This window comes from Bacteroidota bacterium (genome assembly GCA_018831055.1).
Lineage (GTDB): Bacteria > Bacteroidota > Bacteroidia > Bacteroidales > B18-G4 > M55B132.
Genome location: JAHJRE010000114.1, coordinates 1 through 15,323, shown reverse-complemented (window position 1 = coordinate 15,323; position 15,323 = coordinate 1). Strand labels below are relative to the sequence as shown.

General features: G+C 44.6%; 13 protein-coding genes. 3 read left to right on the top strand and 10 right to left on the bottom strand.

Annotation, left to right across the window (positions count from 1 at the left end; all coding sequences use genetic code 11):
* Nucleotides 1-14: 14 nt before the first annotated feature.
* The 6 genes from KKA81_07250 to KKA81_07225 all read right to left on the bottom strand — a co-directional run bounded on the left by KKA81_07250 (nt 15) and on the right by KKA81_07225 (nt 5,741).
* Nucleotides 15-1,370 carry a glycoside hydrolase family 47 protein gene (locus KKA81_07250; protein MBU2650713.1) on the bottom strand — a complete coding sequence of 452 codons (1,356 nt, stop codon included), beginning with the start codon at nt 1,368-1,370 and terminating at the stop codon, nt 15-17.
* Nucleotides 1,371-1,402: 32 nt separating this feature from the next.
* Nucleotides 1,403-2,377, bottom strand: a complete 975-nt coding sequence (locus KKA81_07245) for a transketolase family protein (GenBank protein MBU2650712.1) — start codon at nt 2,375-2,377, stop codon at nt 1,403-1,405.
* A gap of 14 nt (nt 2,378-2,391) precedes the next feature.
* Nucleotides 2,392-3,219: a transketolase gene (locus KKA81_07240; protein MBU2650711.1), complete on the bottom strand. Its 828-nt coding sequence runs from the start codon at nt 3,217-3,219 to the stop codon at nt 2,392-2,394.
* Between the two features lie 15 nt (nt 3,220-3,234).
* On the bottom strand, nt 3,235-3,738 hold the full coding sequence (locus KKA81_07235) for a DUF456 domain-containing protein (GenBank protein ID MBU2650710.1): 504 nt from the start codon (nt 3,736-3,738) through the stop codon (nt 3,235-3,237).
* A gap of 269 nt (nt 3,739-4,007) precedes the next feature.
* Nucleotides 4,008-4,763: an NAD-dependent deacylase gene (locus tag KKA81_07230; protein ID MBU2650709.1), complete on the bottom strand. Its 756-nt coding sequence runs from the start codon at nt 4,761-4,763 to the stop codon at nt 4,008-4,010.
* A 3-nt stretch (nt 4,764-4,766) separates the two neighbouring features.
* Entirely contained in the window at nt 4,767-5,741 is a 975-nt protein-coding gene (locus KKA81_07225; GenBank protein MBU2650708.1) for a DUF3078 domain-containing protein, read from the bottom strand.
* Between the two features lie 105 nt (nt 5,742-5,846).
* Between KKA81_07225 and KKA81_07220 the strand changes: the two genes are divergently transcribed.
* The gene (locus KKA81_07220; protein MBU2650707.1) at nt 5,847-6,179 is read left to right on the top strand and encodes a hypothetical protein; all 333 of its coding nucleotides are present in this window, start codon (nt 5,847-5,849) and stop codon (nt 6,177-6,179) included.
* Nucleotides 6,180-6,227: 48 nt separating this feature from the next.
* Here the strand turns inward: KKA81_07220 and KKA81_07215 are convergent, their stop codons facing one another.
* Genes KKA81_07215 through KKA81_07205 form a run of 3 tightly spaced genes read right to left on the bottom strand, consistent with a single transcriptional unit; the run spans nt 6,228 to nt 10,181 of the window.
* On the bottom strand, nt 6,228-6,437 hold the full coding sequence (locus KKA81_07215; GenBank protein MBU2650706.1) for a hypothetical protein: 210 nt from the start codon (nt 6,435-6,437) through the stop codon (nt 6,228-6,230).
* 4 nt (nt 6,438-6,441) lie between these two features.
* Nucleotides 6,442-9,132, bottom strand: a complete 2,691-nt coding sequence (locus KKA81_07210) for a cytochrome C (protein ID MBU2650705.1) — start codon at nt 9,130-9,132, stop codon at nt 6,442-6,444.
* Nucleotides 9,133-9,134: 2 nt separating this feature from the next.
* Nucleotides 9,135-10,181 carry a hypothetical protein gene (locus tag KKA81_07205; GenBank protein ID MBU2650704.1) on the bottom strand — a complete coding sequence of 349 codons (1,047 nt, stop codon included), beginning with the start codon at nt 10,179-10,181 and terminating at the stop codon, nt 9,135-9,137.
* Nucleotides 10,182-10,306: 125 nt separating this feature from the next.
* Here KKA81_07205 and KKA81_07200 point away from each other — a divergent pair, with 125 nt between their 5' ends.
* Together KKA81_07200 and KKA81_07195 are read left to right on the top strand one after the other, a co-directional pair.
* The gene (locus KKA81_07200; GenBank protein MBU2650703.1) at nt 10,307-12,649 is read left to right on the top strand and encodes a T9SS type A sorting domain-containing protein; all 2,343 of its coding nucleotides are present in this window, start codon (nt 10,307-10,309) and stop codon (nt 12,647-12,649) included.
* A gap of 88 nt (nt 12,650-12,737) precedes the next feature.
* Nucleotides 12,738-14,138, top strand: coding sequence for a glycosyl hydrolase 53 family protein (locus tag KKA81_07195; protein ID MBU2650702.1), 1,401 nt, complete (start codon nt 12,738-12,740; stop codon nt 14,136-14,138).
* 9 nt (nt 14,139-14,147) lie between these two features.
* Here the strand turns inward: KKA81_07195 and KKA81_07190 are convergent.
* Nucleotides 14,148-15,323 (bottom strand): TonB-dependent receptor (locus tag KKA81_07190; protein MBU2650701.1); only part of this gene is annotated, 1,176 nt, incomplete at its 5' end.

Sequence of the window (15,323 nt, the reverse complement as noted above, 5' to 3'; positions counted from 1 at the left end):
TCATAACTCATAACTCATAACTCATAACCCCCTATCAAATGCGCTTCCGTGTTAAAGATCTTCTCATTGAAATTAAACCCGGGTATTTCGGCAAACAGGAGGTAGGCATATTTAAGGGTTTCGGCCAGGAAGAAGCTTTCTATCTGGTCTGACTTCTCCATGGTTCTGACATCCCTGATGGCGGCGAAACCTGCATCGGTTTTGCAATGCTGTAAAATGCTTTGGAACATCACCTTACCCATTTCCAGGTATTTTTCATCGCCGGTTTTATGATAGAGGTAGGTGGCAGATTCAATATTTTCAGGACGAAGCACGTAGGATGGCCAGAGGATTTCAAAGTTGCTGTAATCTATGGTTTCCGGTTCTATTCCATGTTTTGTCCACATCAGGAAGCAGTTTTCCTGAAGTGCTTTAGCTCTGGTTATATCTCCGCTGAGTACCAGCAAACCAGGCATGAAGGCATCCAGGGCCCCGAAGCGGGTTCCGGTTCTTTCTCCTGTGTACATATTGGCCTGACCATACCATAAGCCGCCGTATGTAGTATCGGCAAGGTATTTATTCACAGCCTGGATACCGGCATCAAACATATCCTGAAAATCCTTATCATTGAACAGTTTTGCTGATTTCAGATGATATTCATAGTATGAATCGATCATAGCAGAAATGTGGCTTTGTTGGTTGATCCATTCGCCGGTCATCACATTGATGGTAGTTCCTACCAATCCGATATCTGATCTTCTGGAGAATAAAGCAGTAACAGCCTGTTTTGCTTTATCATAATACACCGGGTTTCCGGTAAGTTTGGACAGCGTTCCGAATTCTACTGTAAGAGTACCGATTTCAGCAGGGTTGTTGATGGAATCGCGGGTCATACCTGTGATCAGGTTAACATAGCGGAAAGGCATTCCTGTGGGAGTATCGAAAGCAGGGAGCAAGCGGTTGGCCAGGTCGGTGGCAAGTTCCAGGAAGCGGGGTTCACCGTCGAGTTGATAGGCGGCAATGAGCCCGCCAAGCAACCGTATGGTAACTTCAAAAACCTGAACATCCATATTATAATTGAATGACAATGAATCCAGAATCAGGTCTTTTGCTTCATTTGCTTCTTTCTGGAGACCCATGAGGATCATTGTGTCAAAAGCATCAACGGGAGTCATCAGCAGGGAATGTGCATACCAGTCGTGATAACTTCTCGAGAGGGGTTTGAGGGCGTCATGGCCCCAGGCATATTGTTTATAGCCGTTCCAGGCATGCAGGAATGCCTCTTTTACTTCGGCGGCCATTTCCTCTTTACTGAGGTTATTTAAGGTAGCATTCTGAGTTCCGGTCTCGGTTGTCGGTCCGGTACACGCGATCAGTCCAGTTAGAAGCATTGGCAGGAAATATTTTTTCATTATTCAATAATTTATGATCCCGGGTTACCGGTTTTTCTTTCAAGTACTTTATGAACGGCTCCTGCAATATCCATGGCCTTCATGCCGTACTTCATCATAAGTTCATCCGGTTCACCGCTTTCCCCGAAGCTGTCGGGCATCCCGACGAATTCCATGGGTACCGGGCAATTTCTGACAACGTATTCGGCAACTGCGGAACCCAGTCCGCCTGTGATCTGGTGTTCTTCTGCTGTTACTATAGCACCTGTTTCCTCGGCTGCTTTCAGGATAGCATCTTCATCCAAAGGTTTGATGGTGTGCATGTTGAGCACACGGGTTTTGATGCCTTCTTCGGAAAGCATTTCTGCTGCCTGAAGGGCTTCCCAGACCAGGTGGCCGGTAGCGATCACGGTAACGTCACCACCTCGGTTCATGGTTTGGGCTTTACCTATTTCAAAGTTTTGGTTTTCGGAGCTGAAGTCGGGTACCGGAGCTCTTCCAAAGCGCACATAAACCGGTCCTTCGGCTTTATTAATGGCTGCAACGGTGGCCATCCTTGTCTGTGTCGCATCACAGGGAGAAATGACGGTCATGTTAGGAAGTACCCGCATCACTGCGATATCTTCCAGTGCCTGGTGGGTGGCGCCATCCGGTCCGACCGACACCCCGCTATGAGCACCTCCGATGATAACATGAAGATTGTTATAGCACACAGAAATCCTGATGAAGTCGGTAGTCCTTAGTGCTGCAAAAACGCCATAGGTAGCAAATACCGGTACTTTACCCGATAAAGCCAAACCTGCGGAGACACCGATGCAATTTTGTTCTGCAATGCCCAGCGAGATAAAACGGTCGGGATATTCTCCGGCAAATATGTCCATGCCAACGGAAGAGGTTATATCTGCACCTATCCCGACTATCTGTTTATTGCGCCGGGCGGCTTCAAGCACACCTTCCCCGAAACCTTGTTTTGTAGGCTTCAAGCCCCTGTTTTCGTATATACTCATAAAAATGACAGCTTTTATTCCTGATAATATTCTTCAATTTCCCTGATAAAATCCAGCGCTTGTTGCTGGTTTGGTGCTTTTCCATGCCAGTGGTAATCATCTTCGATGCTTTTCACTCCCTTACCCATCTTCGTTGACGCGATAATCACGGTAGGCTTGCCTTCGGTATACCTGGCTTCTTCGAGGGCATAGATCAGATCTTCCATATTATGGCCGTTGCAACTGATGGCATGCCAGCCGAAGGAGCGCCATTTATCGGTAAGGGGTTCAAGGTTCATAACGTCTTCCGTCCACCCGTCGATCTGAACATAATTACGATCAACGATGGCAGTCAGATTATCGAGCTTATGATGAGCGGCGCTCATGGCAGCTTCCCAGATAGAGCCTTCCTGAAGCTCTCCGTCACCATGAATGCTGTAAACATGCCAATCCTTTTCTTCCAGTTTTCCTGCAAGGGCGACACCTACGGCAACAGAAAGTCCCTGGCCCAGTGATCCTGCCGATAATTCCAATCCGGGTAACCCAAACTCCTTTCCAGGATGGCCTTGAAGCCTGCTTCCCAGTTTCCTTAACGTCATGAGTTCATCTACCGGGAAATAACCTGCATGCGCAAGCGAAGCATAAAGCACCGGCGCTACGTGCCCTATAGAAAGGATCAACCTGTCACGGTCTTCCCACTCAGGATTCTCCGGCTTGTGATTGAGAGTATTAAAATACAAGACAGTGAAAATATCTGCCAGTCCGATAGACCCGCCAAGGTGCCCGGATCCGGCGTTTGCAAGACTTTTTACTATATCTATCCTGATTTTTTTGGAAATGGAATCAAGTGTTTCAATATCCATAAAGCTGATTTTTTTTCAAAGATTTATAAAAAAGTAAACAGCAGCTACAATACTGTAAGCCAGTTTCATCATGGTTCCGGCCAGGAACCCTATAAATGAGCCGAATGCAGCCCGCAGCGACTCGCGGCTGTCACGCCCTCCGGTCGATTCCCCAATATAAGCTCCTAAAAAAGGACCCAGAATGATCCCTAAAATACCGAATGGACCGATGGTAATTCCTAAAAGGGGCAGTATAACCACAGCAATAACCAGTCCGATAATGCTACCCCAGGTACCCCTCTTGGTCCCGCCGAATTTCTTTGTACCGATAACAGGAACAATATAATCAAGTGCGGTAACACCTATCATAATCAAGGCCATTATAACAAGGAAATCTTCTGTGAACGGTGCGTCATCTTTGAGCTGAAGGATGAGTAAAGCCCCATAACTCAAAACCTGTCCTGGTAAAACCGGTAATACACAGAAAATAAAACCCAGAAATAATAACACAATCCCGATTATGATCCAGAGAATATCCATAATAGAAAATAAGTAAAAATATGAGATCAAAGATAAGGTTTATAAACCGGAAAGTAAAACCGTAAAAAATCCTTTTAAAATTTTATGAGTATTGGAATGAATGAAATCAGGTTGCAGGCTTCAGGGTACAGGTTGCAGGTTGCAGGTTGCAGGTAGTTTGAGCAAGGGTAGTGAGTAATGAGTTGTCACTTGTAACCTGTCACATGTAACCTGTACCCTGAAGCCTGCAACTTTTTGTTAATGTTTAGGAATATTTAAAAGATACAATTTTATCCCGGCGAAAAAAGTTCTTTTTCCAATAATTCCATAACCTCAGTTGCTTTACCCTGCAGGAAGATATCGGTTATGGAAAATGTATAGTTAGATTTTCCGACATTTACTTCAATGATTTTAGCGCCGTTTTGTTTTGCAATTATTGGGATTTGACTGGCCGGCATGATCTCTCCGGTTGTGCCGATGATCAGAAACACATCTGAACTGTTGGCTGCCTGAATAGATGCCATATAGGCATCGCTGGGGATACCTTCACCGAAAAAAATGAAATCGGGTTTGAGCAATCCTCCGGTTTCCGGACAGCGGGGAGGCATTTTGTCAAATCCTATCTCGTTCACATGATACCGTTTCCGGTTGGTCATGCTGGTCAGATATCTTGAATTACCATGAAATTCATGCACTTTGCGACTTCCTGCATCCTGATGCAGATTGTCAATGTTTTGTGTGATCACGGCATCCAGGAGGGATTCTTTCTCCATCCTGGCAAGTACTTCATGAGCTTTATTGGGCTTGGCTTTACCGAAGAAATCATAAAATATCTCTTTAATTACTGCCCATGATTCTGCAGGATGCATCTGAAAATAGTTAATATCCAGGATTATGGGGTCGTATTTGCTCCAGATCCCATCTTCGCCCCTGAAAGGGGGAATCCCACTTTCCACAGAAATGCCGGCACCCGTGAAAGCTGTTGTTTTGCGCGATTTTTTGATTAATCCGGCAGCCTCTTTGATTAGGTTGATATCTGGTTCCATAAATTAAAATTTCAGGCTTACGCCTATGCCAAATGATTCCTGGAGTTGCAGACGAGGACCGTATTCTCCTACCTTGGTTTTTTTTCCGTCAATCACCTCGTATTCCGGGATTTTCACATCGTGATCGTAGATCATATGTACGTATAAATTTGTGGCAACATGTTCATTAATGGTGAAATCGAGGTTGGTTTCCCAGTCTATATCCATGTTCCAACGGTTCAGGAGGTTATCGTCGAGATAATTGTTATACAGGTTAAATATTGAGTTGATATTAATATTTTTGAAGAGTTGTTTTTTTAGGTTTAACACGAAATTTATCCCGAATTCTGATTTAATATGCCTTCCTTCTTCAAGCATTTCTCCGGTTTCCGGATCAACCACAGCCGGTTTAACCCCGTATGAACCCTTATCGGCCAACTCCTGGTTAAGCACAAAAGTAAATTTTCCGGATGCCGGAGACATGAAAACAGAAAAATATTCCACCGGTTTTATTTCCATTCCAAGAGACGTTGTTATATAAGCTGGAGCAAAAAACTGGGAAATGACCGTAGAATCGTCAGGATATTTATACCCTTTGTCAAACTGGGTCTTTAACTCGAAAAGTGCCGAATAGTACCACTTCTCGTAGGCGCGGTATCCATACATGGCACTTAGATTAAGACGGTCTTCGGTCTTCCTGAAATGATTCGTTTCTGTCCAGTTGGTTCCATACGCCAGATTGACTTTGCTTTGAAAAAGCCTGTTTCCTTTATTGTATTCAGATGTGAATACGAAACCTGCTTTGCCTGAAAGGGAGTTATCCCCACCTTTGGCCCAGTTGGAAAAAGCAATCTGGTTTAATGTAAGTGTTGACTGTCCGTTGATTTTCCAATACTTTACCGTATCCAAAGGGCTATTTTCCGGAATTGAGTCGACCGGGATGGAAGCTGTGCATTGTAAACCGGCGAAAAATAAGGTGATTGCTACTAATTCCCGCATGCTTATAAGCGTTTTTGCAAATATATTTATCTTTCTGTTAACAAATAAACAACAGTTGTTTTTCCGTTTTATTTGACTAATTTTAGCTAAAAAATCAGCATACTTATGAAACCGTTTAAAACTGCTTATCCTTTAGCGAGATGGCTTTTCCGCCTTGCTTTGTTATTGTTTACCGGAATGACTTTCTGGAATACCTACATCGGCTTACACCTTGATATTGGCTTCGCCTTCGCAGCGGGGTTTGCACTCTTTGCCTTGTTGCTTTTTATAGGCGGTTTTGTAAAAGGCAACGGGCTCACGGTTATCCCGGGCTTGTTGTATTTTGCGCTTGCGGTAGTTTATATGGCGAGAATATATAGTGGCACAGCCGCCAGTATTCAGGATTTTGTCATCCCTGCACTTCTTGGGTTTTATTTTTTTACCAGTCCTGAAAAATAATCTGTAACAAGGGCATACCAGTCTTTGTTTCGATTTTTAATACTCGGATCATATGCCCCCGGAAGGAGGGTTGTCATTTCTATCTGTCCTTTTCCTACTGATTCGGTCGGTCCAGAGTGCCAGAATAATGCCCAGTCCCAAACCCAGTCCAATGCCCAGCGGAAAATTCTTAATATAACCTCCGATAAGGGCTCCTATGCCAATACCAATAAAGATCCAAACACCATAGAATGGCTTTCTTGATTTCCAGTCGTTCATGGCTTTATTCTGTTTTCACTGCCAGGATACCCGGTATTTGCGGCTTCCTGAATAGTGGATTTTCTCTGATCATGTTTCGATGGTGGCCATTGTATTCCATTTCTACAGTATGGCAAACGGCGCAGTTTCCTGCAGTACCTATGGTTCCTGAAAGACCCTGGTACATGATAGGCTGGATATTGTCGCGATCGATACCATATTTATTAGTAGCAAAATAAACTGCATGCGGTGATCCATGGCAGGCAGCACACATCATCCCCTGTTCATCAGTTCTGTTCCTGTATAATGCCTTAAATCCTGCTGCCCAGTCGTTGTAGGCATTTGGCCTTTCAGTCAATTGTTTGATGTTGAAATCTTTATGACAATTCATGCAATCCGGTTCCTGAAGCCAGGGGATTCTGGGTTCAATAGAAACATATGATTCAGCCATCCTGGGGTTAAGGTTTTCTCTGAGTTTAACAGCAGAAGGTTTATAGCACTGTTCTTCCTTTTTAAGCAAGGCCAGGGCATGGTCTTCCATAGTCCCGTGACAAGAGGTGCAATCCAGTCCCATCTGTTTGTGCCTTCCCCTGAAGCAAGTTGTGTTTCCACGGATATTTCCCGGATGGCAAAGGTTACAGGCATCATCTTTTAACCCTGTAAGGTAATTGGCGTGAAATCCGTGCATAGCTGCAGAGAAATTCAGGATATCTTCCCTGCCGGGAGTGCCCACGGCGGGATCCTGGTGGCACGACTGGCAAAGTCTGGGTTGGCCGTTCAAAGCATCCGAAAGAAGGGTGGTGCTATTAATACGATCATGCACTTCCAGGATGTTCATGGCAGTTTCATCGGCTACACCGGATATATCATTGACCCGCCAGCCTCCCTGGTGACAGTTCCGGCAACCCATTTCGGTGGAAGTAGGCGCCACGGCCATTGTTGAAGCCAGGATACGGCCTGTTGATTTTTCTTTTGCTGTTATGGTAAAAAGAGGATATGGATTGTAGTCTCCATTATCCTGATAGGGGGTAACAGGTATCAGATGTGCCACGAAAGCATTTCCACCGGTGGGATCCATTTCACCGTGTACCATTTTCCCCGCTAATCCCATACCTGGCTCTAATGTTGCCCCGTAAACCTTGTCGGCATATTCCCAGAAATCAACATGATCCTGGGGGTTTTGGTATCCTTCCTGAACGTTATATTCCAGGATGACATCTCCGGTAACGATTTCAGGATTTTTCCCCCGCTTTATCAGTTGGGCCCAAAGGGTGTTGGCAGGAGGCAGGAAAGAGAAATACTTGTCGTTATCGGAAATGCAGTGCATTCCAAGATCGTTCCATACCAGAAGTACATATTCATCCTTTTTACTGTCAAAAGGTGGAATTTCAAACGCCTCTTCTTTCACGCTCACATAACCGGTTTTAGGAGCCTCGGCCCCATGCAGCGTCCTTGAAATATAAGCAGCCAGCGCTTCCTTTTCCAGTTCTGTTCCTGCAAATGGAGGCATATAATCGTTGATTTTACCCAATCCGGTGAGTTTGGCAATAAGACCACGTTCGGTCAAATGAGCCGTTTGTGCGGTTATCCCGTTATATCCGTCAATGGTATGGCAGGCAAGGCATTGCAGGGTAAAAAGTTCATAACCGGCTTCCAGGAAATTTTCTTTGTTGACTTCCTTGATCTCTGACCATCGGGCCTGGGCTAAAAACCCTTTTTTATTCAGTGTTGGGATGTCTTCAGGATGTATGGAAGTAGAATACATGTAATCGTATATAACATAGGGTTTCCTGGCTATTTCCCTTGTATATTCGAATCCCCACATCCAGGTAAAAGCGAATACGATAATGAGCAATATTCCTGTTTTCTGTATCCCTGATGGTGCTTGCCAGATAAACATTAGCCCCAGAATAACAACGAGGATAGACGCCCAGAAAAACAGCCGGATATACGTAACAGCTTCAGGATTGGCAATGAAGATATTGTGAAAGGAGCTTTCCGGTATAGAATAAACATAATAGAAACCGCTTGCAACCACTATCAGGATAGGAAGATAGATCCAACGGGCACAATAGCGGTAAAGCCTTATCTGAAATGAACGGTCTTTTATAAATGCTGCTGTAACCAACCCGAATAGTCCGGCAATGGTGAGGGCTATCCCTGTCCTGAAAACTAATGCGGGCAGGAAGGTTGGATTGAAAAACCCGTGCCAGAAGTTCTGCGTTGCAATCCATTTACCGGGTGTGAGCATAAAGCCGATGATGCCATTGATGATAAAAAGACTCAGCCATGCAAATATGAAGTAAAGCCAACCAATACGGATATGAGCCCTGGTGTCCATTTTTCCGAAGCGGTAATGGTAAATGAGCAGAGCTACAATTTCCCCAATAAAAAACACCCACTCTGTTGCCCAGCCAAAAACAAAATGGTGGATGAGAGCGGAGGTGGCGGCAGGGTTGACCAGGGAAATAATGAACCATATGCCTACACCGGTGATTCCTCCGAAAACCATGGTCAGCAACAGGAAAAACCAGGTATGTTTTTTGACATAATCCATAAGTTGAGCATCGTTGTCCCTGAATGCTTTCATCTCCGTTAATACCAGGAACAAACCGCCACCTACTGCCAGATGGGCAATAAAAACATGGGCAATGGCGATAATGGCTATGAGCAATCCACCACCGGTGGATGTAATTTCCCAAACCGGATAATTCATAGTTATTGAGTTTTTGGTTTGAACATCAGTTTAATCATGTAATACAGGCTGTAAAGCCCGATGATAAAGGCAGCCAGGAACAGAATGAGTGAACTGTACTTCCCGGTGACTGTCATACCAGCCGGATCGAAGACCCCTTCCAGATACGCGTGGCGCAGAAGGTCTCTCATCAGGATCATGGTGATGAGAAGGATGATGGTAGTGATCACTGTAAACATTAGCTTCCTGGTAAAGGCTGAGTGAAGGGTTATCAGTGCCAGTACAATGCCAAGTATCAGGAGGAATGTATATACAATGTTTTGCCCCATGAAGAGCATCATAATATTTTTGGGAAGAGATATCAGGAACCACAGTCCAATAATGATCTGGACGATGGTGGTATAACCGAAAACCTTTAAACCAGAGGCAATCTGCTTCTCTTTCAGCTCAGGGTCTGCTTTCCTGCTGTAATGGTAAAATAAGGCTTTACCCAGCGCGGCAATCGAGATGGCTCCAACGATGAAATGCAGGTAACGAGGGAAAAGTGTGGGTTCTCCCCAGTTCAGGTTGGTTCCGGCAGGATCGGAAAAATACATGCTCCAACGTGATGGGTCCAGCATCAGTGTGTTATTGTTAACATAGATAAAGGCAATGATGAGCATCACGGCTGTGGAGATATAAAGACTCACCTGAGCTATAGCATGTGATTTTCCATTTTTCTTGACATAAATGTAGGCTCCGTAATAGGCTATGAGGAGAAAGGGTATAACCAGTATCCATGGGACTGCCATGATCACGGAAGATGTGTAAAATAAGTTGCCGTAGAGAACCTGCACGAAAAGCAAAGGTGGGACACCAAAGTTGATCGTCAGCGCAATCAGTGTCGGAATGGTCATCACTTCATCTCTGAATGTCTTCTTCCTGAAAGAATCAAAAATGGTAAGAATGCTCCCACCCACAATGAAGTTCATCACGATGATATGTAGTAGGAAGGTGACAAGCAGGAGGATTTCGAACCAGAGCCAGTTAACCGGCAGTGTGTCTGGTGTCGGGATTATTTCCGGAGTCATATGTCAGCTGGTTTTTGGTTATTGATTTATCAAATATAGGAGATTATTTTAAAAGGATAAATGTAACAGACTGGAAAATGCTTAACTTAGTTTGAAAATGAGCCAAACCAATAAAAAAAGTTATTATGAAAACATTCTTAAATCCGGGATTTTTCATTTTAATTCTATTCCCAGGGCTTCTGTTCCCACAGGTTAGCGAGCTTGAGAGATTAGGTCAGACACCGGGAGGTGCTGCCTATCATGTTAATTATGATCCGGTTAATGAGCAATTGTTGGTGGGTTGTGGGACAAGCATCTGGTTATATGATATGACGGATCCTGCAAATCCGGTAATTATGGCCAAAAGGGCACTCATGGGAATAGTTAATGAATCGGATTTTTACGGTAATGTGATCTTTTTAGCAGCAACACACGACGGGGTTTATGCTTTAGACAGGACGACTGCCACACTGGACATCCTGGATCAATATGAGATCACATCCCCCAATGGAGATAAGGCAGCCTATGACCTCTATAGGGCAGGTGATACATTATATGTTGCAGATAACGTGCGTGTTAGATCTCTAAAATTCAGTTTGGCTTCGGGTTTTTCAGAGATTTCGGAATTTGGTCCCCTGACAGGTTCTTTCTGTGTAACCGGCAACAGCGGGCATATTGCTGTCGGCAGCCAGGGATTGATCTGGGGCTTTGTTAATATTTATGATAAAGATGATCTATCTACGCCTGTGGCAACCTGGCAAAGCGATAAGATAAAGCTCATACAGAACTTAAATTTTTCCATAACCCAGGATGATATACTTTTTGTCTGTGGTGGCCCTCGTCCTCTGGATCTTTTCATGAAATCTTATTTGTTTGCCCTGGAGTATTCAGGGACCAATCTTTCCTGCGTTGACACGGTCATCGTGAACGGACTTCCCGTGGTTGCTCAGGCTAACGTCATGAACCTGGATATGAAAGGGGATACCCTGTTTGTGGCCACCGGCTGTGCAATAGACCCATCCATGGGATTTCCCCTGGCCTATATCCCTGTGTTGGATGCCGCAGGTCTTCCCGCCAGTCCAATGGATATGATCGGTTACATCAACCCGGGCCTATGGCATTTCGACGTGGCCCTGATGCATGGTACGCCATATATGGCAACGTCTTCTGAGTGGCTTGGTGTGGCGATAAATAATGTTTCAGAGCTTATCCCTTTGGATACTTTACTTTTAATAGAAACGGGCGGGTGGGCGCAATCCTGCAAGGTTTTTGGCGATACCCTGTGGGTGGCACAAGAAGGATGGGGAATCGCAGCTTATAATACTGACAGTATTAAGTATAGCTCAGGTTTTATGACAGATTCCAGGATACTGCATTTATACAGTCTTCATCATCATTATTTTGTACCCGATTTTGAGTTTTTTAATGACAGCCTTCTGGTGCTTGCCAATGGCCATGTATTCAATCTGAACCCATGGTTTTATGGAGGAAAGCCTGATTCACTGTATCACCTGAACCTGGAATTTGCTGTCACCCTCCATAAAATGCACACTGAATGCGGACCACGCCTGATCACCGGTGCAGAAGTACCACTTTTTGGATTTGGAGGGAAAACCATGTCGCTGTATGATCCGTTGATCCCTTCAGGCGACAGGTTGGATGAAGTTGCAATAAATAACAGTCCCAAAGCCATTACAGTAGATGCGGATAAGGTTTTCTACGGCATTAAATATGACAGTACAGGGAACGATTACTACCTTGCTGTTTCGGAAGTGCAGAATGATACCTTTATATTATTGGATACAATCCTAATGTTTAATGGTTTCGGGGAAATAGGAGCACTGGCGGCCGATAACGATCTGATTGTCGCCGGCCGGGGTAATATGGTTCTGTGGTTCGATTTCGACGGTGAACACCTGGTTGCTGGAGGCTCTTTTGTCCAGGCCGGCCTGGTTGTAAGTGATCTCACAGTAAAGAACAGGTTTGTTTATATTGCTGATAAGATGTACGGTTTGCAGGTGCTTGATTTACATAATGTTGGTAATCCGTCCATTGTAGCAACCTGTAAAGGAACCGAAGGTTGGGGATCCAACAACTTTGGCAGTGTTGATGTTACTCTGGGGGTTGACGGCACAATATACCTGACCGATTTCAATGCCGGAGTGATCATGATAGAGGCTTACGATACAACCCTGGTCAAAGTGCCATCGAAAAGTAATGATTTGGAGTCGTTAGATTGCCGGGTATTTCCCAACCCCTGTGGAGACAACTTTAGATTAGATATTAAATGCGCAGCCGGGAGCGTAAATGTATGTAATCTGACTGTTTGCGACCTTAATGGGAGGGAGATATACACTGCCATGAATATGTTAGATGGAAATCATACGATATCAACTTCTTCCTGGAAAGATGGTGTTTATATACTAACGGTTTATAATACAGAAGGCAAAAAAAATGTGAGTAAGATTGTTAAACTTGGAATGAAATAGCAGCGGTTTTTTACAGATGACATCTCCCCCCAGGGAGATGTCATCTGTCAGTTCAATTTGGAAATGATGTTAACTGAGAATTGAAATTATGAAGTATTTATTATTTTTTTTTATTGCATTCCTGTTATTACTTGTTGAGTGCCGGAACCCTGATAAAGGAGGTGACTATTTGCTGAATGACAGGGTAAAGGATGGCATACCTGTGATGGTCAAACTTACATCTTACAGTACTACACTTCCTGAAATCAAAGGAGAAACGAAGTTAAGAATTACTCTTTGTGATAGTAACGGATGTGAGATAACCAGCGCGAAAGGCACGGTGGATTTGATTGTTGAAGGCGATGCATCCATTTATAGCAAAGATGGAGATGTTCTTTTACTGGTAAGTGATACGGGAATGGCATCAGTAGGTGTCGTCAACGGCGAATGTCAATTATTACTGAGAGCGGGCAAGGGAAGCGGTAAAATTAAAGTGGGAGCTAAATCAGAAGGATTATGGGAAGCATCCCATGAAATTCATGTGCTTCCCGGTAATTTTGTTGCGATGAAACCAGGTAAAAGCCAGGTAAATTTATCTGATGTGCGCATGAACAAAATGATAGGGGCGGATATCTCATTTTTACCACAATTGGAAGATGAAGGGAAGAGGTTTTATGAAAATGGACTCGAAAAAGATGCTTTGGATATTTTTCGCGATCATGGGTTTAATTATATCCGTTTGCGGATTTTTGTTGATCCGGCACACGAGAAGGGTTATTCGCCGGGCAAAGGCTATTGCGGGCTCTCGCAAACTCTTGCCCTTGCCAGAAGGGTGAAAGATGCCGGCATGAAGATTTTACTGGATTATCATTACAGTGATTACTGGGCCGACCCTCAGCAGCAGTATAAACCCGCTTCCTGGGTCAATGCCGGATTCGAAGGATTGTGCGATTCAGTAAGGGTGTATACTGAGCGTGTTCTGAGGGCTTTTCAGATCCAGGGGACATTTCCTGATATGGTCCAGGTTGGCAACGAGATCAATCATGGAATCTTATGGCCCGATGGTCACATAGGGAATCCCGACGGGCTGGCGGCCTTGCTAATTGCCGGTGTGGAAGGTGTCAGATCCGTGGATCCTGGAATTCCCGTTATAATGCATCTTGCCCTGGGAGGACAAAATGAGGAAGCCATATTTTGGTTCGATAATATGATTGCCCGTGGTGTGGAATTTGATATTATCGGTTTGTCGTATTACCCCCGCTGGCACGGTACCCTTAAAGATCTCGACGCTAATTTGCGGGATCTTATCAAACGATATGGCAAACCGGTCAATGTGGTAGAATACTCAGGTTTTAAAGAGGAAGTAAACAGGATTGTGTTTAACCTCCCCGCTGGGATGGGACAGGGAACCTGTGTTTGGGAACCATTGAACTGGCATACGGATTTGTTCACAAATGAGGGTGAGGTAACGGAGGGGATGAGGGTGTTTGACCAGATGACATCTCGCTAGGAGAAGATGTCATCTGCCTCCATAAACCAAAGTAAAATAATACAACCCCCCAACCTGTGCACTCCCAAATGAAGTCGTATACGGATCATTTAATACATTCGATCCACCAACCTTTAATACCGTGTGCAGACGAGGTATGCTGTAAGATATCTGTGCATCCAGGATAGAAAAAGCAGGAATCTCTGCTACTCCGAATGCTGACTGCCAAAGGAAATGATCCTGCCAACGCCATGACAGGCCAAAACCAAAGTTTTTATATACACTATTGTTCCCAAGTGCAAAATTGGACCGGTATTTTGGGGTATTAAATCGTGACTGGAACCCAGGCGGCCTGTCTCCCAGTGATTCCAAAGCATTGTATGCAACATTGGCCTTTACATAGAAACGGTTGGGAAGAAGAATGTCGATACCGGCCGCCCAGCCATAAGCAATGATAGGATCATCAGTACTTACGGTGGTTTGAAATCGTCTTTCTTCCGGTGTATATGGATTTTGTGCAAGGACCTGGGTAGCCAGGAAGCCATTGTAGCGATTTACAAATCCATAAACATCCAAGTACATCATACGGTGAAGGAATAATCCCTTATAGCCCAATTCAAAGGCAGTTACTCTTTCGGGTTTGAATTCAGGGAAACGGTAGTATCCATAGGCAGTGTCGGGCTTGTCGGTGATAGGGTTGATCCCGGTAAGGGGATACGGCGGATTGGAATTGAAACCATATTTATCTTGTATTTCCGGTAAACCTCCAATAACACGGAAAGGCCCAACATTAAGGTCGGTATACTGGTCGGCGACGGATGGAAACCTGTATGCAGTTTGTACCGATGCCCTGATATTATGTTTCTCACCGGGATCAACAGTATATACCAATGAAAACCGGGGTGTAGCCCTGCCACGGAAGTTTTGGTTTTTATCGTATCGTGCGGCAAGGGTCAGCTTCAGGTGCTTGTTGAACAGGCTTTTGGTGAGTTGAGCGAATATTCCATACTGATCCATTACAACCGGATGTCCCGGTTTATCGATGAAGACCGTTCCTTCGCTGTTGATGCGGTATGTGCGGTACGATGCTCCTATTAAAAGCTCAAACCAGGGAATCATGCGATTGAAATTGTACATGCCTTCAACGTGGTACATACGACTTTTATCAATGACCTTCCCGCCGCCTTCGTTGACCGGAATTTTTTT

Bases quoted from the DNA above. Each gene is read 5' to 3' on its own strand.
- KKA81_07250 (MBU2650713.1), bottom strand. From the start codon at position 1,370: ATGCTTCTAACTGGACTGATCGCGTGTACCGGACCGACAACCGAGACC.
- KKA81_07245 (MBU2650712.1), bottom strand. From the start codon at position 2,377: ATGAGTATATACGAAAACAGGGGCTTGAAGCCTACAAAACAAGGTTTC.
- KKA81_07240 (MBU2650711.1), bottom strand. From the start codon at position 3,219: ATGGATATTGAAACACTTGATTCCATTTCCAAAAAAATCAGGATAGAT.
- KKA81_07235 (MBU2650710.1), bottom strand. From the start codon at position 3,738: ATGGATATTCTCTGGATCATAATCGGGATTGTGTTATTATTTCTGGGT.
- KKA81_07230 (MBU2650709.1), bottom strand. From the start codon at position 4,763: ATGGAACCAGATATCAACCTAATCAAAGAGGCTGCCGGATTAATCAAA.
- KKA81_07225 (MBU2650708.1), bottom strand. From the start codon at position 5,741: ATGCGGGAATTAGTAGCAATCACCTTATTTTTCGCCGGTTTACAATGC.
- KKA81_07220 (MBU2650707.1), top strand. From the start codon at position 5,847: ATGAAACCGTTTAAAACTGCTTATCCTTTAGCGAGATGGCTTTTCCGC.
- KKA81_07215 (MBU2650706.1), bottom strand. From the start codon at position 6,437: ATGAACGACTGGAAATCAAGAAAGCCATTCTATGGTGTTTGGATCTTT.
- KKA81_07210 (MBU2650705.1), bottom strand. From the start codon at position 9,132: ATGAATTATCCGGTTTGGGAAATTACATCCACCGGTGGTGGATTGCTC.
- KKA81_07205 (MBU2650704.1), bottom strand. From the start codon at position 10,181: ATGACTCCGGAAATAATCCCGACACCAGACACACTGCCGGTTAACTGG.
- KKA81_07200 (MBU2650703.1), top strand. From the start codon at position 10,307: ATGAAAACATTCTTAAATCCGGGATTTTTCATTTTAATTCTATTCCCA.
- KKA81_07195 (MBU2650702.1), top strand. From the start codon at position 12,738: ATGAAGTATTTATTATTTTTTTTTATTGCATTCCTGTTATTACTTGTT.